Raw genomic sequence first — 23576 nt, forward strand, 5'->3', positions numbered from 1 at the left:
CGATTCTATTTCTAACATTATTAATACGCTTGGTTAATGTTCAAAACCCGCTATCTCTCGAGAATAGCGGGTTTTTTATATAAAGAAGCCCCGCTCATAAAATAGAGCGGGGCTTTCCTTCATTCCACTACATCTTCTCTGGCGCAGATACGCCGATAAGTTTTAATGCATTCGCAAGCGTGATTTGTGTTGCTTTCATCAGCGATAGACGTGCTGTTGTTTTTGTTTCATTTTCAACATCAATGACCTTTTCGGCATTGTAGAAGCTGTGAAGGGCTGATGCTAGATCATAGATATAGTTTGTAACGCGGTGCGGAATACGTTTTTCTGCTGCTTCTGCTACAACTTCTGGGAAGCTGCCGATGATTTTCAGAAGATCGTATTCTTTATCCGACTGAATGTGAGAGAAATCTGCTTTTTCAAGGTTTGGCTCGTAGCCTTTTTCTTCCCCTTGACGAAGCATGCTGCAAATTCTCGCATGTGCATATTGTGCATAGTACACAGGGTTTTCGTTAGACGTAGAAATCGCTAAGTCTAGGTCAAAGTCCATATGTGTCGCCGCACTTCTCATCGCAAAGAAATAACGAGTAGCATCTAAGCCCACTTCTTCAATCAAGTCACGCATTGTGACGGCTTTACCTGTACGTTTACTCATCTTCATCTTTTCACCGTTTTTGTAAAGGTGAACGAGTTGAATGATTTCGACCTCCAGTTTGTCCGCTGGATATCCGAGTGCTTGGATCGCCGCTTTCATTCGAGGAATGTAGCCGTGATGGTCGGCCCCCCAAATGTTGATGAGCTGGTCAAAACCTCTGTCTAATTTGTCTTTATGATATGCGATATCTGGAAGCAAGTACGTAAAGCTGCCATCTTTTTTAATCAGGACACGGTCCTTGTCATCACCAAAATCAGTTGAACGTAACCATGTTGCGCCGTCTTCTTCAAAGACATAGCCTTTAGCGCGAAGTGTTTCTAGCGCTGGTTCGATTTTTCCGTTTTCATATAAAGACGTTTCAGAATACCACACATCAAATGGGACACGGAAATTCTCTAGGTCGACACGTAGTTTTTCTAGTTCATATTTTAAACCGTACTCACGGAAAAATTTCATACGCTCTTCTTCTGATTCATGCACGAAACGGTCACCAAATTCATCCGCAAGTTTCTGCCCGATGCCTTTGATGTCTTCTCCTCTGTACCCGTCCTCTGGCATTTCTTTTTCAAGACCGAGCGCCTCAAAGTAACGTACTTCTACAGATAGAGCAAGGTTATTGATCTGATTGCCTGCATCGTTGATATAGTATTCACGGCTCACGTCGAAGCCTGCTTTATCAAGGATGTTGCAAAGAGAATCTCCTACAGCTGCGCCACGGGCATGTCCAAGGTGAAGGTCACCTGTTGGGTTGGCTGAGACGAATTCGACTTGCACTTTTTGACCGCCGCCTGTATTCGTTTCGCCATAAGCCTCTTTTGCTTCAAGAACTGCCGGAATCAGTTTCGTTAAATATTGATTGTTCATATAAAAGTTGATGAATCCTGGACCTGCAATATCCAGTTTTTCAATTGACGCTTTGCCTTTATCAAACGCATTGACGATGTCCTCGGCGATTTGACGAGGTGCTTTTTTCGCAATGCGGGCAAGCTGCATCGCCATATTGGTGGAATAATCACCGTGAGTTTTGTCTTTTGGCACTTCCAAAAGAACATCCGGCACCTGGCTTTCATCAGCAAGTCCTGCTTTGACGACTGCCGCAATGATTTCTTCTTTTAACGCATCTTTGACCTGTTCTGCGATATTCATGAACGTAAATCCTCCTTATATGAAATCGATAATGTATGTAAATGCTTTTGATCTTCACCTGTCAGCATATCGTACGTAATGTGTAGAAGCCCATTGTCTACATCAAGATCAATACCATGTGTGTGTACATCGAGCTGAAGTGTGCCAAATGGCATCGTGTAATGTGTCACGGTCGTTTCTCCAGTGAGAAAGCGCTGCTTCATTTGAATTGCACCTGATCTCATGACAAAAATTTCTTTTTCACTTATTTTGACAACAGTTTTTACTTGACCCATTTCATGTTCTTCATGGTAAGTGAGATACGTTTTGTCATTCTTCTCTTGATACGTTCCAGTTGTTCGGAATTCGATCGTTTCAGCCGGTTCCGTCTCTGGTTTCATCACTGACTTTACATGAATTGAAATTTGGTTTTGTGTCATTTTGCACTTCCTTTGCTAAGACCCGTTTAACTAAAATAGTATACCATAATCCCGATTGCCTATCATCCCATCATTTCTCATCTTCGTGTGGATGAAACCCCCTTTTTGATCTTCACATGTCTCTTTAGAATAAAAGAAAAATGAAGCTCACCCCTATCACGAGTCCAGTCTTGAGCCCTGCGCTTTTTCGATTGATGAGATAAAACAGTGCTTGGATACCTGAACTTGCCAAAAATGCCTGAAAGAAATCAAATGGGAGAAGATGCCCTTGCTTATAAACAAACTGCATCAACAGCGCTATGCCAGTAAGATAGAAAAAGCCTCGATCCTGAAACAGATGAACCATCTCATCTTTTGCCTCTTTTTTCGAGGTGAACGTGGGCGTACTCGCTGCAAGCTCTCTTTTCAGCGTAAGAAAGCCTGCCGCTAACACACATAAAGCGAGTAATACCATCAATACAGAAGAAAACACGACCTGCCTCCTTTATCATGTCACCAATGTAAAAAAAGAGCTTGTCCATATGAGATGACAAGCTCCTCTATCAATGTTATTTCACAAATCCAAGCAGCATTTCACGTAAAAGTTTGCTTGCTGTATTCGCCGTTTGATCGGAATGATCATATACAGGCGCTACCTCTACAAGGTCTGCACCGACGACATGCACATCAGAACCAGCAATGGCATGAATAGATGCCAGCAGTTCTTTTGACGTAATACCGCCAGCATCTACCGTTCCTGTACCAGGTGCATGAGCTGGGTCAAGTACATCAATGTCAATCGTCACATACACTGGACGCCCTTTTAGCTTTGGCAATACTTGCTTCAATGGCTCGAGTACTTCAAATTTAGAAATGTGCATGCCTGCTTCTTTTGCCCATTCAAATTCTTCTTTCATCCCAGAACGGATGCCGAAAGAGTATACATTTTCAGGTCCAATAAGTCCTGCAACTTTACGAATCGGTGTCGAATGTGAAAGCGGCTCACCCTCATATTCCTCACGAAGATCTGTATGTGCGTCCATATGGATGATTGCCAAATCAGGGTATTTCTTATACATCGCACGGAAAACCGGCCAAGACACAAGATGCTCGCCGCCCATTCCTAATGGAAACTTCCCTTTTTCTAAAATGCTGTCGACATACTCTTCAATTAAATCTAAGCTTTTCTGTGCATTGCCAAATGGAAGCGGGATGTCGCCAGCATCAAAGAATGGCACCTCGTGCAGTTCACGATCTAAATAAGGACTGTATTCCTCTAATCCAATGGATACTTCACGAATACGGTTCGGGCCAAAACGTGAGCCGGGACGGTAACTGACGGTCCAATCCATCGGCATCCCGTATAAAATGACTTTCGCATCTTCCCATGTCGGATGACTTCCAATAAACACTTTTCCTGAGTAAGCCTCGTCGAATCTCATACAAGATTCCTCCTTTTACGCTTCAAAAAATGCGCAAACGGTCATTTGCGCATTTCCACTTCGCTTGATTTATTTGATTAAGTCGCTCACAAATTTCGGCAGAACGAATGCCGCTTTGTGCAATTCTTTTGTGTAATATTTCGTCTCAATATCAAAGAAGCGGCTGTCTTCTACAGCAAGTGGATCATACTTCTTAGAACCGATAGTAAATGTCCAAAGACCGCTTGGATATGTTGGGATATTCGCTGTGTATAGCTTGGTAATCGGGAAAATTTCTTTTACATCACGCTGTACGTTTGTAATTAACTCAGGTGTGAACCAAGGGTTGTCCGTTTGTGCAACGAAAATACCGTCTTCTTTGAGTGCTTTTGAGATTCCTGCATAGAAACCTTTAGAGAACAGGTTTACAGCTGGTCCAACTGGCTCAGTTGAGTCAACCATGATCACGTCATATTCGTTGTCGGCTTCCGCAATGTGCATAAAGCCGTCTCCGACTTTCACCTCTACACGAGGATCGTCTAGTTTCCCAGCAATTGAAGGAAGGAACTTTTTCGAGTATTCAATGACCTTGCCATCAATATCAACAAGTGTCGCTTTTTTCACACTTGGATGCTTCAGGATTTCACGAATGACACCACCGTCTCCTCCGCCTACGACAAGAACATTTTCCGGATTTGGATGAGTGAAAAGAGGAACATGTGCCACCATTTCGTGGTATACAAACTCATCTTTCTCTGATGTCATCACCATACCGTCTAAAAACAGCATATTGCCAAACTCTTCTGTTTCCACCATTTCTAAATGCTGAAAATCTGTTTGTTCTGTGTGAAGGGTCTTCTTTACCTTCAATGTAATGCCAAAATTCTTCGTTTGCTTCTCTGTATACCAAAGTTCGCTCATTGTTCATCTTCCTCTCATCCAATAATAAACAAACATCTATTGTTAGCGCCTTTTATCGGCTATGACTATATCGATTGTCCAAGAAAAAAGTATAGTGGATTCATATCAAATTGTAAAGAACCGCATGAGATAACTTCATTTTTAAAGCACACCCTTGCAGTCGCCTGTTTAAAACGGTTTTCTTTGTCCCATACTGATAAAAAACCGTCAAAATGGGGGCTTTGCATGGACACAATCATGAGTAATAAAAAAATCCGCATGACCGTGAAAACGATTCGGGCCTGTTTTTTTATCGGCTTGCTCGCTTTTCTATTTGCTGGCACAGTCTTTTTGACGATTCTTTTACTAGCTAAGTGGCAAGGCGCTCCCTCTGTTCAAGTTCCCCAATCCACGACCATTTATGCAGCCGATGGGTCTAAACTTGGCGAATCGAGCTTTGGAGAAAAGAGATACTGGGTTCCGTTAAAGGACATGTCCCCTCATATACAGCAAGCAGTGGTCGCGATTGAGGATAAAACCTTTTATCAGCATCACGGCTTTGATGTGAAACGAATGGCAGGTGCTGCGGTGGCAGATATTCGTGCAATGGCAAAAGTACAAGGCGCCAGCACGATCACCCAGCAATACGCACGAAATTTATATTTAGATCATGATAAAACATGGAAGCGGAAGTGGAATGAAGCCTTTTACACCATCCGCTTAGAACAAAACTATACAAAAGATGAGATATTGGAAGGATACTTGAACACCATTTATTATGGCCACGGCGCATACGGTGTGGAAGCGGCATCCCGCCTTTACTTTGGAAAAAAAGCGAAGAATTTAACTTTAGCTGAGTCTGCCTTGCTTGCCGGTATTCCAAAGGGGCCTTCTCTCTACTCCCCTTATGTGAATGAGGAGAAAGCCAGCGCAAGAAAGAATATGATTCTGAGGCAAATGCAAGAGGATGGCATGATCACGAAAAAAGCAGCTGCTGATGCCAGCAAGGAAAAGCTGTCCTATCGCCCGCTCAAACAAAAGCAGCTGCAAGCAAAGCAGGCCCCGTATTTTTATGATGATGTGATTCGCGAACTGAAACAAACACTGGGCTTAACCGAGGAACAAATTGAAACGTATGGTCTTCATATCGAAACGACCTTACAACCTGAATTACAAAAAATCGCTGAAAAGACTTTAACCAACATCATGGATTCTGAATCAGGTATCCAAATTGGTTTTACCGCCATTCATCCCCAGACAGGTCATGTCCTTGCCCTCATCGGGGGAAGAGATTACGAGAAAAGCCCATTCAATCGGGTCACACAAGCGAAAAGACAGCCGGGTTCAACAATGAAACCGCTTCTCTATTACATGGCTTTGCAAAATGGGTTTACACCAGCAACCGTGATGCGCAGTGAAGAAACCGTTTTTGAACTGGATGAACAAGGAAGCGGCGCTGCTTATTCACCAAGCAACTATCACGGCTATTACGCCAATGACGGCATTACAATGCTTCAAGCTTTAGCGCTATCTGATAATATTTACGCTGTGAAAACCCATCTATTTTTAGGAATGGAACAGCTTGTACGTGCAGGCAAGACGTTCGGGATTCACGAAAAACTAGATCAAGTGCCTTCACTTGCGCTAGGTACTTCACCTGTCAAACCAATCGAAATGACCAATGCTTACGCGATGCTGGTCAATGGAGGAAAACGCGTCAAGCCAACCTTTATTACGAAAGTAACGGACGCAAAGGGCAACGTACTCTTTGAGGAGAAACAAAAACGAGAGCAAGTACTAGATGAAAAAGCAGCATTTGTCACCACTGACATGATGTCAGGGATGTTCAATCATCAATTAAATGGCTATACCAGTGTCACAGGTCGTACCATTTCAAAAGATCTTACCAGAACGTATGGAGGGAAATCGGGGACGACAGGTGCTGACAGCTGGATGATCGGCTTCTCTCCCCAACTCGTCACAGGTGTGTGGACCGGCTACGATAAAGGACGCACCATTGACTCGGTCAAAGAAACCGCCTATGCGAAAAAGATATGGGCTTCCTTTATGGAATCAGCCCTCTCGAATCAGCCAGCCTCCTCCTTCATGCCGCCAGACGGTGTAAAAGGCGTATATATCAATCCAAAAACCGGTGATCTCGCAGGCCCAGGATGCGAATCAAAGGTATTTACCTATTTTATAGAAGGAACGGAGCCGACCGGTGTCTGCTATGGTGCCGAGAACAAAGCTTCTGAGCAAGACAAAGCTCAAGATCAACAGCCTAAGAAATGGTGGGAAAAGTGGCTGAAACGTTAAAAATGGACATGAAAAACCCCGAGATCTGCATCTCGGGACTCTCCATGTCCTAGCTTTAACACCAGTTTACTGAAAAAACGCTTGGAATTGGTATCCATTCATCATTCTTCACAAAAATTTCACAATTACTCAGGAACAGCCAATCCTTCTTTTAATTCATCTGTAGATGCTTCCCATAACGCTTCATTGTGACTCTTCAAGAAATCAGCGAGCACCTTTTTCGAACCATCATCCATATGACTGACAACGATTTTACGCTTCATGGATTTATCCATTAAATTCACATGCTCAGGAAGTGACTTATATCCTCTGCGGATCGAGCGGTCAACTGTCATTTCACAAGCTGTGACTCCTGCATAATATGGCCCCTCTTCTCTGCGGTCAATCGTCACCCATACGAGCCAATACGGTTTTCCGTTAGGTACCTCTTCTTTGGTTTTTAAAAATTTAATTCCTTTTTCGACGGCACTTCTTGCATGCATCGCACCAATATCAATGACGGCTTCCTTTTCCTCCACATCAATGATCACCGGCGAGATATTATCAAGGCTGAGGGCACCTGCCCCAAAACCTCCATGCCCATCCGTTGCATCTGTTTTTTTAATGATATTAAAACCAATTGGTTTCTTCTTTTTACCTTCCATTCATTAGACCTCCTAAAGCAGCGGCTTCAAAATAAGATTAAACCAGTATATGATTTGATCCCGCATTCCGATCAATGGAACAAAAACAAACTGACCTAGCGGTGTGATGACGAAGATGAGGAAAATGATGATTCCATACTGTTCGAACTGCGTCATCTTCGCACGGATGCCGGGACTGACAACATCCTCAATAATACGATATCCATCCAGCGGCGGGATCGGTAATAAGTTAAATAGGAACAAAATCACGTTCAAGTTAATAAAGATTTGGAAGAAATAATCGATCCCCGGCTCAAAGCGCATGAGCGACTCCCCGCCAAATTTCTGAAGAAGCGCATACACACAAAAGCCTAGAAACGCCAACACCAAGTTACTTAATGGGCCAGCAATCGAGACGCAGATTCCTGCTAAGCGCGGGTTTTTGAAATGGTACCGATTCACAGGTACAGGCCTCGCCCAGCCAAACCCAGCCACAAAGATCAAGATTGTCCCGAAAATATCAAGGTGCTTCAATGGATTGAGCGTCAGTCTCCCTTGATTTTTAGCTGTCGGATCTCCAAAACGATACGCAACATATGCATGCGCCAGCTCGTGCATCGTAAAAGCCACAACAAGCGTAATGGCGACATATGGAATCAGTTCTAATGGATAAACAAGAAATTGGTTCAAAGGCATGAATCCCTCTTTCTTTCTATACAATGATTTACTTCATTCAGTATACTATAAGAAGTCCCTTAAACTAAAGGGAAGCGTAGCACTACAGGAAAAAGGAGGTTGCCATTATGCCGATTATCACCGTTCAAATGCTTGAAGGAAGAACAGATGAGCAGAAAAGAGCTCTTGTGGAGAAAGTCACAGATGCCGTTGTTGAAACAACAGGTGCAGGTGCAGAGAAAGTCTCTGTCATTATTGAAGAAATGAAAAAAGAACATTATGCTGTAGCAGGAAAGCGAATGAGCGACCTGTAAGCATATAAAAAGGACAAACACTTTTTCGGTGTTTGTCCTTTTTTTCTTACCTTATCTGTACCAAGCTTTATTACGGTTCACCTGATTTTTATGAGCCGCATCGAAGAAATCGACAGTGTAAGAATAATCATAATTCATTAAGCAGACAATTCCGCTTCCTTGAGGATCATGCGGTAAGCCAAAGTTATGGCCGTATTCATGCGTAGCCGCTTTTGCTGTATTCGCTGTTCCTTGGTCAAGGTTAACGGCGAATGCACTTCCGCTTGGTGCACTATTGTAGACATAAGCGATTCCGCCAGCATCAAAGTTTGGATTTGCTGTAAATCCTGTGACAAAATCGTATCCTCTGCCATCAAAGCTGCGCTGAAGGTTAGACAAAATTTGTGATGCATTTGATCCTGAAGACGTCCAAGACCCTACGGCTTGTACGACAAAGTCCACATCATGATCACGGTTAAATGTCACATCCGCTTGCTCAATGATGCTGACAATGCGCGTCTGCCAATCACTATATTTCGCACGATACTGCGCATCAGCTACTGCATAGACGGTCACTTTCTGACTGCCTGTACTAGCTTTTGTTGAAATCGAATCTCCTGTATTTGCTTTAAAGGTTCTAGACCCTACCTGTTTACCAGACTCATCTAAAATCTTTGTTGTCACATCTCTTTCAATAGGAGGTGCCTTCGTCAAATCTTTAAAATCGTTTGCCTTTGGCAACCCTTCACTAATATGTGTTTCAAACGGCGCATGACCATGATCATGCCCATGACCTGCACTTGCAACTGGTGCTGAAGCTGAACTTACCCCCGGTAACAAACTACCTACCAATAAAAATGACAAAAAGACTGAACGCTTTTTCATTCCTATCCCTCCTTTGTTTTTCACAAGGTTATATATTCACTGAAAATTCACCATTTTCCTTCTATTCAGTCAAAAACAGGGAATTGGATATACAGGAAGAAAGTCGAAACATGTCATTTTCACTAATTTTTCGGATATTTTGACACACATTTTATCAAAAAGCAGAACTTTTGATCTGGGACATTCGCTTAGTAAACATCCATCTTTTTCTAAAGTGCTGTTATAGACCCAGCCACACCATATAAAGAAGCAAAAATTGATATTAGAAAAGATAAATTCAGACTTTACTGATACGAATTATACTTCTTTGCGATTCTCCCTTATGATGAAGAACATAAAAACAATGCTATTTCAAAACAGAAGGGACGATCCACATGTCTGAAAAAAAGCACATACAATTTGGATTGATGTTACATGGTCCAGGAGGTCATATGAATGCATGGAAGGATGAATCCGTTCCAGCAGATGCAAGTGTGAACATTGATTATTATCAAGCAATGACAAAAAAGGCAGAAGCAGCGGGTTTCCGTTTTGTCTTTGTCGCAGATGGCTTATATATTCATGAACATTCAATTCCTCATTTCTTGAACCGATTTGAACCATTAACCATCTTATCCGCTCTTGCTGCGGTCACCAAACAGATTGGACTTGTGGGCACTGTATCCACTTCCTACAGTGAGCCCTTTACCATTGCACGGCAATTTGCATCCCTAGATAAATTAAGTAAAGGGCGGGCCGGATGGAATGTTGTGACTTCTCCACTTGAAGGCTCTGCTGAAAACCACATCATTCGTCCGCATCCTAGCCATTCACTTCGGTATGAAATTGCAGAAGAATACCTAAAAGTAGTGAACGGCCTTTGGAGCTCATGGGAAGAAGATGCTTTTTTAAGGGATCGATCAACAGGGGTTTTCTTCGATCGGGATAAACTGCACACATTAAACCATCATGGCAAACACTTTTCTGTCAAAGGTCCTTTGAATATCGAACGATCTGAACAAGGGCAACCGGTGATTTTCCAGGCAGGTGCGTCAGAGGCAGGAAAGGATCTAGCCGCAAAAGAAGCGGACGCAGTATTTACGAATGCAGACTCACTTGAGAAAGCGAAAGCATATTACCGCGACGTGAAAAATAGAGCCGCAGCGCTGGGCAGAAATCCATCTGACATCAAAATTTTCCCCGGTATCCACCCGATTACAGGGAGAACAGTCGAAGAAGCAGAAGAAAAATATGAAGCCATTCAACATCTGGTCTCTATTGAAGAAGCCCTTCATTACCTGGGCAGGTTCTTTGATCACTTGGACTTCAGTCAATTTCCACTTGATGAGCCATTTCCTGATATCGGTGATGCCGGTTCAAACAGCTTTCAATCCACAACTGAATCGATTAAAAAAATGGCGAAAGAACAAAGCTTGACCTTAAGAGAAGTCGCTCTACGAGTAACTACTCCCAAAAGCGCTTTTTTCGGAACTTATGAACAAGTGGCAGACCAGCTGATCCAATGGATCGAAGAAGATGCCGCAGATGGATTTATTTTTGGCGCGCCTATTCTAGCAAGCGGTTTATCTGAATGGACGGAGCATGTCATCCCGATATTAGTAGAAAGAGGATATTACGACCCGAATTATCCAGCTCATACCCTTCGTGAAAATTTGGGTCTGCCTATCAAGAAGAATCAGTTTCTTAAACAAACAGTGAAATAAACATGAAAGAGGGGTTAGCTCAAAGGCTACCCCTCTTTTCATGTTGGTTGATGCAGTCGATTTTCGATGAGATCAATGAATTGAAGTACGGCTCTTCCTGGCGAATCATTTGTTTTCCTCAATAGACCAACTGGCGGGGAAACATGAATGCCCTTTATTTCTAATACCTTGGTGCCTGGAAGAGTAAAGGAATGAGCAGTTCGTGTAAAAAGAGAGACACCTAATCCAGCCTGAACATAATGTTTATGGGACATGCTGCTCGTAATCTCTAACTTATTGTAATTGGTCCCAATGACATCGACGATTTGTTGTTCGATTTGAATACGGATGGGGCAATTGTGTGGCGTGAATAAAATGGTCTCATCCTTTAAATCTGTCACCTCCACTACCCCTTTTTCCGCTAATCGATGGGAAGACGGGACGAGCAGCACGATATCATCTTGAAAAAGAGGCTTATAGCTATTCTCCATCGAAGCTTCTGGTGCTCCGCAAATCGCAAAATCAATCTCATCATGAGAAAGTAAGGAACTCAACGTATTCGCATCCGCTACTTGCACAGAAAATTCTACATTCGGAAACCTTTCCTTGAATTCTGCAATAAGGGCAGGAAATTCTAAGCTGGCAGTGGGCTCAGAAACACCGATGCGAATGAACCCCGCAATGCCCACTTCTAAATCTTGGAGTGTTTTCGTCAATTTCTCATATTCATTGAGTAAAGAATTGGCTCTTTCATAAAAAAGCTGTCCTGATGCTGTTAACTTTAAGGTCTTCCCTCTTTCTAGAAGCTTCTCTCCAATTTCCTCTTCTAAATGTTTGATGTGCAAAGTGATGGTTGGCTGAGAATAATTCAGCGCTTCTGCTGCTTTTAAAAAATTTCCGTATTTCACGATCGTGGCAAAGGTGCGTATCGCTCGAATCTCCATGAAAACCCCTCTTCTCCCTGTATTTTAAATATCTGAATCGTGTATTTATGATTACTAATTATACTTTTCTATTGGTTTGCCTTATTATAATTTATATTATCAACTATTCCAAGTTGTTTAGAAGGAATTATCAGAAATGGAGGAGACGAATTGGCAAAAGTAACGATTATAGCAGGCGGGCATTCTGTCCAATCTCGGTTAACCGGTGTCCTGCAGCATATCCATCATCGTTTGGCGTTACATGGGGTTGATGTTCATGTCATTCAAGTCCACCAGCTTCCTAGCAGCGCCTTAATAGGAGCAGATTTTTCAAACGAGGACATTGTGAAAGCCATTGAGCTTGTGAATGAGAGCGACGGTGTCATTGTGTTAACACCTGTCTACAAAGCGTCTTTTTCCGGTATTTTAAAAACTTTTTTAGATCTACTTCCCCAGAAAGCATTACAAGATAAACCCGTCCTTCCTTGTGTTTTAGGAGGAACATACGGGCATTTGCTCGTCATTGAATATGCACTTAAACCGATCATTCATCAACTCGGTGCAACCGTCGTTCAATCTGGCGTGTATGTTGTGGATCAACAGATCACAAAGCAGGATTCAAATAGCTATGTGCTTGATCCAGATGCCACAGACAGATTAAACCTCGCACTATCTCAATATCAAAGTCTAATAGGAGGAACAGCCAATGTCGCTCACCCTTAGTATTCTTGATCAAAGCCTCGTCAGTGAAAACGAGAAAGCAGAGACGGGTATTCAGCATACTGTCAGATTGGCTGAAGCAGCAGATCAGCTTGGTTATCACAGGTTTTGGGTGTCTGAACATCACAATAATTCTCAAGTGGCAGGTTCATCCCCTGAAGCCCTCGCTGGTTATCTTTTAGCAAAAACGAACCATTTGCGAATTGGGTCTGGAGGTGTCATGCTTCAGCATTACAGCCCGTTTAAGGTGGCTGAAACATTTCATGTACTGGCATCTCTAGCGCCTGGCAGAGTCGATTTAGGCGTTGGGAAAGCACCGGGAGGGTTGAACCTCTCAACACAAGCGCTTCAGGAAGATTATCAAGCGTCACGGAAAGACTTTTCTCAAAAATTAGTGGATCTCAAAACGTATCTAACTGAACAAGCAAATGAATTAAATGCTCAGCCAATTCCTAGCGTATCACCCGACATGTTCCTTCTAGGCGGCAGTATTGAGAGCGCGGAATTTGCAGCAAAACTTGGGATATCCTTTGTGTTTGCCTATTTTATTAACGGGGATGACGCATTATTAAAAGAAGCAAGAGAGACTTTTCAAAAATTCAAGACACAGAACACGCACCAGCAATTTCTTCTCGCCATCACCGTATCTGTAGCGGAAGACCACAAACAAGCCCTCTCGTACATCAAGCAAAAGGAAACAGTAAAGGTCTCCTTTTCCGATGGAAGAAAGCTTAATGTGACGTCACTAGAAGATGCAGAAAAGCTGGTGAAAGGAACAAAAAAAGAACACTACAACATTCACGTTCAAAAAACCGGTTATACCGCTGGCACAAAAGAAACCGTTCATCGCCGGCTGACTGAACTAGCCGAGACATATGATATCAACGAGTTCATTGTTCTATCTCCGATTGTAGACATTGAGGCAAGAATAGCGTCTATCACATTATTAAAAGAAGCATTTGATCATGAACTAACAGCCAAAAACCAAATAAACCAAGAGGTGAGCGTCTAATGTCAAATAAACAAAAAATCATTTTATGGAGCAAAAATGGATGCAGCTATTGTCAGGACATTCAGTCCTATTTCAACGAACAGCACATTACTTATTCAACCATTGATGTAACAGAGCATGATCATTACAGAAATATTTTAGAAGAAAAATACGGTGTCCGTTATGTGCCAGTAGTAGAAATTAGCCGTGATACCCACGTGTATCAAGCATTGCTGAATCCAGATATCGATACTTTACGAAAAGCGTTGAGCTGACATTACACACTACCCTTTTGATTGGAGGTTTGTCATGAGTCGAGATATTTTTCGCATCGCTACCGAAGAAGATGCACCGGCTTTTCTAGAATTGCTGTCCAGTGCATTTAAACCGCTTGGAGAAATGGGCATTGATTGGCCATCCACGAACGCCACACTTGAAATGGTCACAGAAAACATCAAACAATCCGTTGCTGTTGTGTTAGAACGAGACGGGCGGCTCATATCAACCATCACCATACGTTTTCCGTGGGAGAGTACTCAACCGGTCTCAGGCTATCCATTTGTTTGGTGGTTTGCCACAGCTCCTGATTTAGCCGGTCAAGGGATCGGAAATAAGCTGCTCGATTATGTAGAAAACACCTTGCTCCGGCAGACATTTAAAGCACCAGCATACACACTGGGCACTTCTGGCCGAAAGCACCCCTGGCTTCTAGAGATGTACGAACGAAAAGGCTATACAGCATATATTGAACGTGAAGCCGATAATGGCGACTTAGGTGTATTAATGTATAAAGTCCTCATCCCTGAACGGTTTGATGCCGCCATATTAGGCGCACCGCCCTCAGAAGAAAAAGTCCAAACGACTTCAACATAGGAGGTGATTCAACATGGGGGAGTTTTTCAAATGGGAGTATGTCGTCACACTCTTCCCTAAAGTATTGTCAGCCCTTCCAACAACCTTACTGATCGTTTTATTTGCCACTTTGATTGGCAGTTTTCTTGGATTCATTCTTGCTTATTTCCGAATTGAGCGTATTCCCATCCTGCATCAGCTCAGTGCAATTTATGTCTCATTTATTCGTGGAACACCTATCCTTGTGCAAATGTTTATTGTGTTTTATGGCCTGCCTGGTGTGCTTGCAACAATTGGGCTTGATATCTCCATGTGGAACAAATTGATCTTTCTGTATATTACATATGGACTCAATACAGCTGGGTATTTTTCAGAAATATTCCGATCTGCCCTATCGAGTGTCCCAGCATCTCAATATGAAGCGGCCGCCTCGATTGGACTGACGAAATGGCAGATTTATAGAAGAACGCTTATTCCTCAAGCAGGGAGAATCGCCCTTCCTAATATCGGCGTGGCCATTGTCAACTTATTACAAAATACCTCCCTCGCCTTTACATTAGGTGTGATGGACATGATCGGAAAGGTTCAAACATTAGGGGCTTTATACTATCGCGTATTAGAAGGATACTTTATTGCTGCCGTTATATTTATCATTTTAAGTATGGTGTTAGAAAAATCATTTGACCTATTGGAAAAACGGATCAATACACCGAAAACAAAAAAACAGCGACAGACGGCATTGCTTCCCTTAAAAAGAGCCGAAGCGGCCTTCACTGTAGAAAAACGTGCAAAATAAACTGGGGAGGAATTTACATGAAAAATAACAGAATATTCAGTAATAACTATATCATCGGTCTGCTTCTACTTGGTTCATTGCTGCTTGCCGCCTGCGGAAATAATGAGCAATCGGATGAAGTCAAAGCAGAAGCAAACAATAATGACCCAGATGCAAAAGAAATCGTCATTGGGACAGGGAACGCCTATCAGCCTTTCGTTTACTTAGATGAAAACGGCAAATTAACAGGCTACGAGAAGGCTGTATTAGATGAAGTGGATCAGCTGCTTCCACAATATAAGTTTAAATATGAATCCTTTGAGTTTAAAAATATTCTGCCTGCTTTAGATGCCGGTAAAGTTGATCTCGCTGCCCACCAATATGAAATCAATGACGAGCGTCAGAAGAAATATCTATTTGGAAAAGTTGGCTACACAGATTATACAAGCTATGTGGTGGTGAATAAAGCATCCGGTCATGACTTTCAAAGCCTGGACGATTTAGCTGGACACAAAGTGCACACCTCTACAGGAAGTAATTTCGCTTATCTTCTAGAGCAATATAACGCAAAGCATGATCGGAAAATTGACATTGTCTACGGGGATGGCGGGAACGAAATTTTAGTCAAAAACCTGCAGAATGGCACGGTCGATGCTGCCTTACTCACAAAGTATGACGTCAATAAGCTAAACAAACAGTTCAATGCCAATCTTGTGACATCCGGAAAGCCTGTAAACGTATCTAAAACGTATTATCTATATCAAAAAAACAATACAAAACTTCAAAAAGACATTGATCAAGCCCTGCAAAAACTGATCGATAACGGGAAGCTCGCTGAATTGTCTAAAAAAATATTGGGCGGAGACTTTACTACATCATAAGAAAGGAGCGATCTGAGTGGATTTTGACGTTGCTTTTATGTTTCAGGCCTTTCTAGCCGCACTTCATTATTTGCCAACGACGCTGCTATTAGGTTTTCTCCCGCTATTATTCGGCTCCATCTTCGGCTTTGGCATTGCCCTTATTCGTTTTTATCAAGTGCCTATATTGTCTCCATTGTTCAAATGGTTTGTGGCGATTTTTAAAGCCATTCCTGTTGTATTAATCTTGCTCGTATCTTATCTTATTTTTTCCGATTCGCTCGATCAATTGGCTGCATCTCTTTCGCTGCCCATCCGTTTTAGCGATTTAGATAGACGATGGATTGCCATTTTCGCCCTTTCTTTATATGCCGTCAGCGGGTTATCAGAGATATTTCGAAGCTCTCTTGCGTCCATCCCAAAGGGCCAATTTGATGCCGCTCTATCCGTTGGTTTCACAGGCAGACAGGTGTTGCGAAGAGTGATCATTCCACAAGTCTTTCCCATCTCTCTTCCTTTACTGAACAACATGCTCATCAGTTTAATCAAAGCCTCTTCTCTCGTCTCTATGGTATCTGTGGTCGATATTTTAAACGGCGCTTTAATCAAAGCCAATGTGAACTATCGTTATCTTGAAGCCTACATTGCTGTTGCCCTTATTTACTGGGCGCTGTGTGCCTCTATTGAAGCCATTACAGCCGGATATGAGAAATATGGACACAAAAACAAAAGGAGGCGATTGGCATGATTCACATCAAACAAGTGCATAAAGCATTCGGTCAAAACCAGATTCTAAAGGGAATTGATTTAACGGTAGAAAAAGGCGAAGTCGTTGTCATTTTAGGTCCGAGCGGCTCTGGGAAATCAACATTTCTCAGATGCTTAAATTTTCTTGAGCGTGCGGATCAAGGCGAGATCAGCATTGATCACACCAGTGTCACATTCAATCAAGCAAAACCGAAAGACATTCTGGCAATTCGCCGAAAAACAGCCATGGTCTTTCAGCAATACGACCTGTTTATTCATAAGACAGCACTTGAGAATGTCATGGAAGGCTTAGTCATTGCCCGTAAACAACCGAAAGACCATGCCTATGACACAGCACTCCAATTGCTCAAAAAAGTAGGGTTACTAGAGAAAAAAGATGCCTATCCGCATCAATTATCTGGCGGACAGCAGCAGCGAGTAGGCATTGCAAGAGCACTTGCATTGAATCCGGAAGTCATTTTGTTTGATGAGCCGACCTCCGCTTTAGATCCCGAGCTTGTAGGTGAAACACTTGACGTCATTAAACAAGTGGCACAAACCGGGGTCACCATGATCATCGTCACCCACGAGATGAGCTTTGCCTATGATATTGCCGACAGGGTCATTTTCATGGAGGATGGGGTCATTGTTGAATCAGGCACCCCAGTAGAAGTCTTTGAACAGACGAAGGAAGAACGGACAAAACAATTTTTAGCGAGATTTTCTTATCATCATTCCTAAAAAACAAGTCGATCCATGAGGTCGACTTGTTTCTGTTTCTATATGCGTGCAAAATAAAAACCAGTCTGTTCTAGCCATTGGCTATTACATACTGGTTCTTATCGTTAGTTCAATTCCTTCAACTGATCAATATACGCAAGGGCTGCCTCAAATTCTTCGTCCGTATAGCGCTGCTTGCTTTTAATGGTGAAGACCTTTTCCTTTACCTCATCTTTTGGCAGATCATCAAAGTATAAAATCGTTGAGACAAGCTCTAGAAAACGAGACGATTGCTCATTCATCTGCTGCGTCAGCACTTTGAGGTCAGGCATGTCCACTTCACACTGATCGAGAAACTCTTTCCCATTGTCCGTCAGCGAATAGCGATATTGATAGTATCCGCCCTTTTTTTCCTTCATTTCGTCCAAGAATCCAAGGTTGCACAGCTCTTCAATTCTGAGCGTCAACTCCTCTGAATAAGGGCCATAAAAATGAAAATCGTATTTCTCGTAAAAAGGCAAATCTAGCTTTTTTGCTATGTAAATCATTTTTTGCAGCTTCTTCCGTCCAACGATTTCCCCAGATTCAGAGAACACCTTCATCAACTTTGCATGCTCTTTCAACAAATTCCCGACATCTCCTTTTTCAGTACTTCCTTATCCCAATCCAAGCAGCTTCATGATCGCCTTCTTTTCTTCAGCTTTTTCCGACATATCTACAATTAAGTCCATCGGGAAATAAAGTTTATGATCGGTTCTTCGTTTACCGGAAATGGCGTCAACAATATCTGACTGTCTCGACAGTTCTTTAATATGACCACTTTGCGTCAAGAGATGGATCGGCAGCCGTTCTTCTTCTTCGCCCGGTCTATAGAAGTCATAAGGCAAATCAGAGGAAGAGTCGACCACTAAATAATAGTCAGGATCAATTCCTGCTTCTTTGAACAAAGCCGTCAGCTTGAAATATTTCGTCATTTCTTCATTTGGATTAAACTCTGTATATTGGAATAAACGGCGGTTCATAAAACGGCGGCACAAATCAGCCAGCACGTGATCTTCTTCATCTTCCCACGCCTGAAAATAAAATAAGACAATGGATTCATCCAGCTTAATATAGTCCTCTGTGGTGACATTCCCTTCAAAAATCGAATAAAAATGCACAGGGGCATGTGTGAAAATATATCCCGTTTCATGCAGCTCTTTTGCACGATGGAGAATTTTCGTTAAAATGACTTCCGCACTGCGTGTCACTGGGTGGAAATAGACTTGCCAATACATTTGATAGCGGCTCATAATATAATCCTCTACGGCATGCATCCCGCTCTGTTTCATCACAATCTGATCTTCTCTTGGACGCATTACGCGTAAAATACGTTCCATATCAAAGTGACCATAGCTGACGCCTGTATAGTAAGCATCACGCTGCAAGTAATCCATTCGGTCGGCATCAATTTGACTTGAAATCAAACTGACCACCTGTTTGTTTTGATACGTTTTGGCAATGACTTCTGCTACATGCTTTGGAAAATCGTCACTGACCCGGCGCAGCACTTCATTTACTTCCGTCTGCCCTAAAATGATATCTCTTGTAAACGATTCATGATCTAAATGAAAGACCTTTTCAAAGGAATGAGAAAACGGACCATGTCCAAGGTCATGAAGCAGGGCGGCACTCAGTACAAGCTCACGCTCCCCTTCATCCCATTCGGGTCTTCCTTTAAACACATCATCCACAATTCGTCTGACAATCTCGTATACACCGAGTGAATGATTAAATCGGCTGTGTTCTGCCCCATGAAACGTTAAATAAGTGGTGCCTAGCTGTTTAATTCGTCTAAGGCGCTGGAACTCTCTCGTTCCGATTAAATCCCATATCAATGCATCCCGTACGTGAACATAGCGGTGCACAGGATCTTTAAATACCTTTTCTTCGGATAATTTCCCTTTTGGATACGCCATCGTTTCGTCCCTCTTTTTTTAAGACGTGTTTCTATTATATCGGGTAACTTTTCCCGAAAACATCCTTGAATTTGCTGGCGAATGTGTTCTCATAGATTGAACGGACGTAAAAAGCCCGACCTGACAGGGACGGACCTCTTTTTAGGTCGACTGAACACATTCAGTGACATTTATTTGACTTTTTTTTGAACCTTTTCGAGTAACTCATCTTCTGTTGGTGCGGATAATGGGCGATTGTTCACAAACGCAAAAGCCTTTTTTCGTCCTGGACCGCAATACGATTGACAGCCAATCTCAATTTTTGCATCAGGGTCAACCGATTTAAGTCGAGGCAATAACGTTTTTAGGTTCGTCGCATCACAATCGTCACATACGCGAAACTCATTAGCCATGTTCTTACGCTTCCTTTCAATGATGAAACTTCATTCTATATGAAACAGTTGGACAACTAAGAGTGAATAATATACCACCCAACATTGTACATCGAAGCGACTGGAGTTGCAAGATGCATTGTCAGCACAGAGACGTATTCACATAAAAGCTAGTATTTTCCACTATCCTTTTAGCAAACTTGTATAAACCTTCTTCAACTTGGCTAATCTAATACCATCAAATCTTATGGGGGTTTAAACACATGTCAAAACAAAGACAAGATGCTTGGTCAGAGGAAAATGATCTCCTTCTGGCAGAAACCGTCTTACGTCACGTCAGAGAGGGCAGTACACAGCTGAACGCATTTGAAGAAGTGGGAGACAAGCTAAACCGTACCTCAGCGGCATGCGGATTTAGATGGAATGCTGTCGTGAGGCATCAATATGAAAAAGCATTGGCACTTGCCAAAAAACAGCGTAAACAACGCATGCGTGCACTCGGCAATGGGCAGCCTGCGAAAAAACGTTTGCTCTATCAGCCGCAAGTTGAAGAAACGATCACACAGGAAGAGTTCTCTCAAGAACTGGAACCTGCGCAAGAAGAAACGTTTGCACCTGCAGCCGAAACAGCCGAACAGCTTCAGTTTGTGGATCAAAGCTACAATGAAGAGTTAGCTAGTTTATCACATTTATTGTCACAGGCTTCTCAAGTGACAGAGAAAAAGCCAGAAACCAATCCATTTGGGCAGCGCCAAGAGCTAACCATTGAAGATATCATTGATTTCTTACGCCGCTATGAAGGCAATGGGCAGCAATCTTCTGCCTTACGCATGGAAAACAGCCGGTTAAAACAAGAAAACAATGAACTTTCACATAAAGTGTCGCAGCTAGAAGCTGAAGTGAAAAAGCTTGAAAAGGATCAGCTCACGATTCAAGAAGATTATGAAACACTCGTCAAAATCATGAACCGTGCAAGAAAACTAGTTTTGTTTGAAGAGGACGACAGTGCCGCACCAACCTTTAAAATGGATCGTAACGGCAACCTTGAAAAAATGGCTGAATAACCAAAAAGTGCTCCCCACCTGCGGGAAGCACTTTTTTAAATACCCAAAAACAGCATCACGCTAAAAAGGACATTGATCAAGAAGACGAACATAAAAATGTACCTAACTTGCCTCACCTGAAAATCACCAAAGATAAAAATATAAAGCCCTGCGATACCAAGCGTCAGTACAGGCTGAAGAAACGGCACGAAAAGCGAAATGCCGTAGCCGGCTCCTATGATGACAGGAAGCCATAGTAAATAGAGGTAACCGCCATTTTTAGATTTCAAGAAACCACTCCCTCTCTTTCTTCTATCTGCTTGATTTCAGGCTGAACAAACTTGAGTCCGGCCATTGTACGTCTGCGTTTTTGTGATGTCCAAACCGCAATCGCCGGCTGATCCGTTAGAGACTCTGTGTCAATGGTAATCAGCACTTTCCCATTTAATTCAATTGAATCTTCAAACTCAATTTTGCACCCAGATAAACTGATATCATGTATGATCACCGGCACCTTCTCTTCTAGTCGGTCCTCATAGGCGATCGTGCCTGTCACACCTTGCAAAGGCCTTCTCATCCATTTGCGCCGCAGAGCCTTTGGTACCTTCTCCGTTTCTCTTAAAAAGCGGAGAAACGTCCGAACAGCATGAGATTTTTTCTCACGATCCGTCATCGCTACATGCTCTCGTGTGAATAAGAAACGGATCAGTGATAAATACTCTGATTTTTTTGTGTCAGTAAAAGCAACACCAACCATCAGCTTGTCTCCCTCTGGATAGCTCCAAACCACATCACACGACACGCTTTCATTCTCTGAAAAAAACAATTGCGTTTGTCCTTGATATAGAGAAGACGCTTGGTCCAATGGAATGGATAGACGCGCACCTGAATCACTCATATCTAGCAGGAAACAAGCAATCGACTGATCTTGATGATCAGAACGAAGATGCCCCTCTTTTTCAATGACAAATCGCTCTGATTTCCGATAACGCGGTCGATCAAACGCCACAAGCAGTGCCATGAATAAGCCTGCACCGTTATAAAGCACCCAAAAAATATTAATCAACAGGAGATCAGCGTTCATCGTCCCATTTACCTTCACATCGTAACCTATTTTCACAAGGGCAAGCAATGAGAGCAGCAAGAAGACCAGATGGGGAATCATCGTTTTCAAATGAAAATGTCTTTTGTCCGTTTGAATTCCCTTCGGTGTGACAAGAAATTCAACTCTCTTTTTGAAAAACAGCTCACTTAAAGCAACACCAGCTAGGTGGAACGCCATAGAGCTTTCATAAATGTGACTCCAGAACATGCTTCTCTTTTGATTCGACACAAGTTTAAATGCTAAATAGGAACTAAAGAATGCCGGTAGCCAAAACATGAAAACGGACTGGAAATCTGCCCAGAAACTTTGAATACCAAACAATAAAAACAAAATCGGTGTGAGAATATAAATCATTTTAAACAAACCGTTAAACCAATACACAATGCCATCTAAATAAAGAACACGCTGCATAAGCGTTAAGCCGCGCACCTTCAAAGGATTAAACTTACGGGCACACTGAATGTTCCCTCTCGACCAGCGATCTCTCTGCTTTAACAGATCAAGCCAGCTTTCAGGTGCCAGACCGACGGCTAATACTTCTCCGACAGACACAGATTTGAATTTCCCTTGGAGAAGCATTCCTGTTGCCATGTCTTCTGTAATCACTCCAGTAGCAAATCCGCCAATTTCATCTAATGCCGTTCTTCTAAATACCGTATTACTCCCAACATACATGACGGCATTAAACCGATCCTTACCAGCTTGGAGAGTTTGCATGAAAAAGTCCTGCTCATTTGGAATTCGATCTTTCGAGAACATATTATATTGGAAAGGATCTTCGTTATAAAACGCCTGTGGAACTTGAACAAACGCAGTTGCTCCATCATGAAAATAGGGCACTGTTTTTTCTAAAAAGGAAGGAAGAGGGACCATATCTGCATCAAGTGTCAGAATCAGCTCTCCATCCGTTTGAGACATCGCATGATTTAAATTACCTGCCTTAGCAAATCTGTTATCTGTTCTTGTCAGGTAATGAACACCAAACGCAGAAGCAAGCTGCTCTACTGCTTCCCTATTGCCATCATCACATAAATAAATTTGAACGCTTTCCTTCGGATAAGAGAGATTCAAACAACCTGCAACAGTGCGTTTCAGCACCTCAATTGGTTCATTATATGTAGCTATGAAAATATCAACTGTTGGCAGCCTTTCAAGATCACTGATCATGACTTGTTTCCGATTTGAAGGCTTCCAAACAAGTGTATAAAACACAAGCAACTGGATAAACCCAATGCATTCACAGACAACAAGCAAAATGCCCATGACAACATTAAAAGTACCTTCATGCGGCAATGTAAAGAAGAGACGCCAGCAAATATAGGCAGCATTTGTTAACACACATAGCACAATGATGATTTTTTTCACAGTAGAGGCCATTGGCTGGATACGATATATCATATACAACAGAGACAAAATACAAAGCATAAACAGCGGGTAATACGTGGTGATGAATGACAATACATTTTCCTTCTTTCTTATGTCATAAAGGACTATCATATATAAAATGTCATAACAAA

26 protein-coding genes are annotated in these 23576 nt (G+C 42.4%); 12 read left to right on the forward strand and 14 right to left on the reverse strand.

Annotated features, from left to right (window positions below; translation table 11 throughout):
• Nucleotides 1–127 precede the first annotated feature (127 nt).
• From argS to speE, 5 genes are all read right to left on the reverse strand, one after another.
• Nucleotides 128–1801: an arginine--tRNA ligase gene (gene argS, locus MKY11_RS17915; RefSeq protein ID WP_008343507.1), complete on the reverse strand. Its 1674-nt coding sequence runs from the start codon at nt 1799–1801 to the stop codon at nt 128–130.
• A complete protein-coding gene (locus MKY11_RS17920; RefSeq protein ID WP_008343509.1) occupies nt 1798–2220 on the reverse strand; it encodes a DUF1934 family protein in 423 nt (140 codons plus the stop codon). The genes argS and MKY11_RS17920 overlap by 4 nt, the downstream gene beginning before the upstream one ends.
• 124 nt (nt 2221–2344) lie before the next feature.
• A complete protein-coding gene (locus MKY11_RS17925) occupies nt 2345–2692 on the reverse strand; it encodes a hypothetical protein (RefSeq protein WP_342473673.1) in 348 nt (115 codons plus the stop codon).
• Between the two features lie 76 nt (nt 2693–2768).
• Entirely contained in the window at nt 2769–3641 is an 873-nt protein-coding gene (gene speB, locus MKY11_RS17930) for an agmatinase (RefSeq protein ID WP_017360073.1), read from the reverse strand.
• Nucleotides 3642–3710: 69 nt separating this feature from the next.
• Nucleotides 3711–4541, reverse strand: a complete 831-nt coding sequence (gene speE, locus MKY11_RS17935) for a spermidine synthase (protein ID WP_039165247.1) — start codon at nt 4539–4541, stop codon at nt 3711–3713.
• A gap of 225 nt (nt 4542–4766) precedes the next feature.
• Between speE and MKY11_RS17940 the strand changes: the two genes are divergently transcribed.
• The gene (locus MKY11_RS17940) at nt 4767–6836 is read left to right on the forward strand and encodes a transglycosylase domain-containing protein (protein WP_342501652.1); all 2070 of its coding nucleotides are present in this window, start codon (nt 4767–4769) and stop codon (nt 6834–6836) included.
• Between the two features lie 125 nt (nt 6837–6961).
• Here MKY11_RS17940 and MKY11_RS17945 read toward each other — a convergent pair whose 3' ends face one another.
• Both MKY11_RS17945 and MKY11_RS17950 read right to left on the reverse strand, forming a co-directional pair.
• Complete coding sequence (locus tag MKY11_RS17945; protein WP_007497712.1) at nt 6962–7480, reverse strand: YwhD family protein; 519 nt, start codon at nt 7478–7480, stop codon at nt 6962–6964.
• A gap of 12 nt (nt 7481–7492) precedes the next feature.
• The gene (locus MKY11_RS17950) at nt 7493–8155 is read right to left on the reverse strand and encodes a site-2 protease family protein (protein ID WP_041507917.1); all 663 of its coding nucleotides are present in this window, start codon (nt 8153–8155) and stop codon (nt 7493–7495) included.
• 107 nt (nt 8156–8262) lie between these two features.
• Between MKY11_RS17950 and MKY11_RS17955 the strand changes: the two genes are divergently transcribed.
• Nucleotides 8263–8448 carry a 2-hydroxymuconate tautomerase gene (locus MKY11_RS17955; protein ID WP_008343530.1) on the forward strand — a complete coding sequence of 62 codons (186 nt, stop codon included), beginning with the start codon at nt 8263–8265 and terminating at the stop codon, nt 8446–8448.
• Between the two features lie 51 nt (nt 8449–8499).
• Here MKY11_RS17955 and MKY11_RS17960 read toward each other — a convergent pair whose 3' ends face one another.
• Nucleotides 8500–9312: a zinc-dependent metalloprotease gene (locus tag MKY11_RS17960; RefSeq protein WP_024719439.1), complete on the reverse strand. Its 813-nt coding sequence runs from the start codon at nt 9310–9312 to the stop codon at nt 8500–8502.
• A 374-nt stretch (nt 9313–9686) separates the two neighbouring features.
• On the opposite strand from MKY11_RS17960, the gene MKY11_RS17965 reads away from it, so the two are divergent.
• Nucleotides 9687–11015, forward strand: a complete 1329-nt coding sequence (locus MKY11_RS17965) for an LLM class flavin-dependent oxidoreductase (protein WP_039165237.1) — start codon at nt 9687–9689, stop codon at nt 11013–11015.
• A 38-nt stretch (nt 11016–11053) separates the two neighbouring features.
• On the opposite strand, the gene MKY11_RS17970 is transcribed toward MKY11_RS17965, so the two are convergent.
• A complete protein-coding gene (locus tag MKY11_RS17970) occupies nt 11054–11938 on the reverse strand; it encodes a LysR family transcriptional regulator (protein WP_008343536.1) in 885 nt (294 codons plus the stop codon).
• 150 nt (nt 11939–12088) lie between these two features.
• Here MKY11_RS17970 and ssuE point away from each other — a divergent pair, with 150 nt between their 5' ends.
• Genes ssuE through MKY11_RS18010 form a run of 8 tightly spaced genes read left to right on the forward strand, consistent with a single transcriptional unit; the run spans nt 12089 to nt 17603 of the window.
• Entirely contained in the window at nt 12089–12640 is a 552-nt protein-coding gene (ssuE, locus tag MKY11_RS17975; protein ID WP_342501653.1) for an NADPH-dependent FMN reductase, read from the forward strand.
• The gene (locus MKY11_RS17980; RefSeq protein ID WP_039165233.1) at nt 12624–13649 is read left to right on the forward strand and encodes an LLM class flavin-dependent oxidoreductase; all 1026 of its coding nucleotides are present in this window, start codon (nt 12624–12626) and stop codon (nt 13647–13649) included. Before ssuE ends, MKY11_RS17980 begins: the two co-directional genes overlap by 17 nt.
• The gene (locus MKY11_RS17985; RefSeq protein WP_024719443.1) at nt 13649–13903 is read left to right on the forward strand and encodes a glutaredoxin family protein; all 255 of its coding nucleotides are present in this window, start codon (nt 13649–13651) and stop codon (nt 13901–13903) included. The genes MKY11_RS17980 and MKY11_RS17985 overlap by 1 nt, the downstream gene beginning before the upstream one ends.
• Nucleotides 13904–13937: 34 nt before the next feature.
• Nucleotides 13938–14501, forward strand: coding sequence for a GNAT family N-acetyltransferase (locus tag MKY11_RS17990; RefSeq protein ID WP_008343543.1), 564 nt, complete (start codon nt 13938–13940; stop codon nt 14499–14501).
• Nucleotides 14502–14514: 13 nt separating this feature from the next.
• Nucleotides 14515–15276 carry an amino acid ABC transporter permease gene (locus MKY11_RS17995; protein ID WP_008343545.1) on the forward strand — a complete coding sequence of 254 codons (762 nt, stop codon included), beginning with the start codon at nt 14515–14517 and terminating at the stop codon, nt 15274–15276.
• Between the two features lie 17 nt (nt 15277–15293).
• Nucleotides 15294–16136 carry a transporter substrate-binding domain-containing protein gene (locus MKY11_RS18000; protein ID WP_058337045.1) on the forward strand — a complete coding sequence of 281 codons (843 nt, stop codon included), beginning with the start codon at nt 15294–15296 and terminating at the stop codon, nt 16134–16136.
• A gap of 16 nt (nt 16137–16152) precedes the next feature.
• A complete protein-coding gene (locus MKY11_RS18005; protein ID WP_135009577.1) occupies nt 16153–16863 on the forward strand; it encodes an ABC transporter permease subunit in 711 nt (236 codons plus the stop codon).
• Nucleotides 16860–17603 carry an amino acid ABC transporter ATP-binding protein gene (locus MKY11_RS18010; protein ID WP_144679082.1) on the forward strand — a complete coding sequence of 248 codons (744 nt, stop codon included), beginning with the start codon at nt 16860–16862 and terminating at the stop codon, nt 17601–17603. The genes MKY11_RS18005 and MKY11_RS18010 overlap by 4 nt, the downstream gene beginning before the upstream one ends.
• Nucleotides 17604–17707: 104 nt before the next feature.
• On the opposite strand, the gene MKY11_RS18015 is transcribed toward MKY11_RS18010, so the two are convergent.
• The 3 genes from MKY11_RS18015 to MKY11_RS18025 form a co-directional block, all read right to left on the reverse strand.
• On the reverse strand, nt 17708–18208 hold the full coding sequence (locus MKY11_RS18015; protein WP_007497715.1) for a YwgA family protein: 501 nt from the start codon (nt 18206–18208) through the stop codon (nt 17708–17710).
• A gap of 30 nt (nt 18209–18238) precedes the next feature.
• Nucleotides 18239–19540, reverse strand: coding sequence for an HD domain-containing protein (locus MKY11_RS18020; protein WP_007497716.1), 1302 nt, complete (start codon nt 19538–19540; stop codon nt 18239–18241).
• Nucleotides 19541–19710: 170 nt separating this feature from the next.
• Nucleotides 19711–19932, reverse strand: coding sequence for a DUF1450 domain-containing protein (locus MKY11_RS18025; protein WP_003215259.1), 222 nt, complete (start codon nt 19930–19932; stop codon nt 19711–19713).
• A 242-nt stretch (nt 19933–20174) separates the two neighbouring features.
• Here MKY11_RS18025 and MKY11_RS18030 point away from each other — a divergent pair, with 242 nt between their 5' ends.
• Nucleotides 20175–20975 carry an RsfA family transcriptional regulator gene (locus MKY11_RS18030; protein ID WP_045033901.1) on the forward strand — a complete coding sequence of 267 codons (801 nt, stop codon included), beginning with the start codon at nt 20175–20177 and terminating at the stop codon, nt 20973–20975.
• A 35-nt stretch (nt 20976–21010) separates the two neighbouring features.
• Here MKY11_RS18030 and MKY11_RS18035 read toward each other — a convergent pair whose 3' ends face one another.
• Together MKY11_RS18035 and MKY11_RS18040 are read right to left on the reverse strand one after the other, a co-directional pair.
• Nucleotides 21011–21244 carry a DUF5970 family protein gene (locus MKY11_RS18035; RefSeq protein ID WP_041507923.1) on the reverse strand — a complete coding sequence of 78 codons (234 nt, stop codon included), beginning with the start codon at nt 21242–21244 and terminating at the stop codon, nt 21011–21013.
• Entirely contained in the window at nt 21241–23517 is a 2277-nt protein-coding gene (locus MKY11_RS18040; RefSeq protein WP_342501654.1) for a glycosyltransferase, read from the reverse strand. The genes MKY11_RS18035 and MKY11_RS18040 overlap by 4 nt, the downstream gene beginning before the upstream one ends.
• Nucleotides 23518–23576 lie beyond the last annotated feature (59 nt).

Source organism: Bacillus sp. FSL W7-1085 (genome assembly GCF_038595035.1).
Classification (GTDB): domain Bacteria; phylum Bacillota; class Bacilli; order Bacillales; family Bacillaceae; genus Bacillus; species Bacillus altitudinis.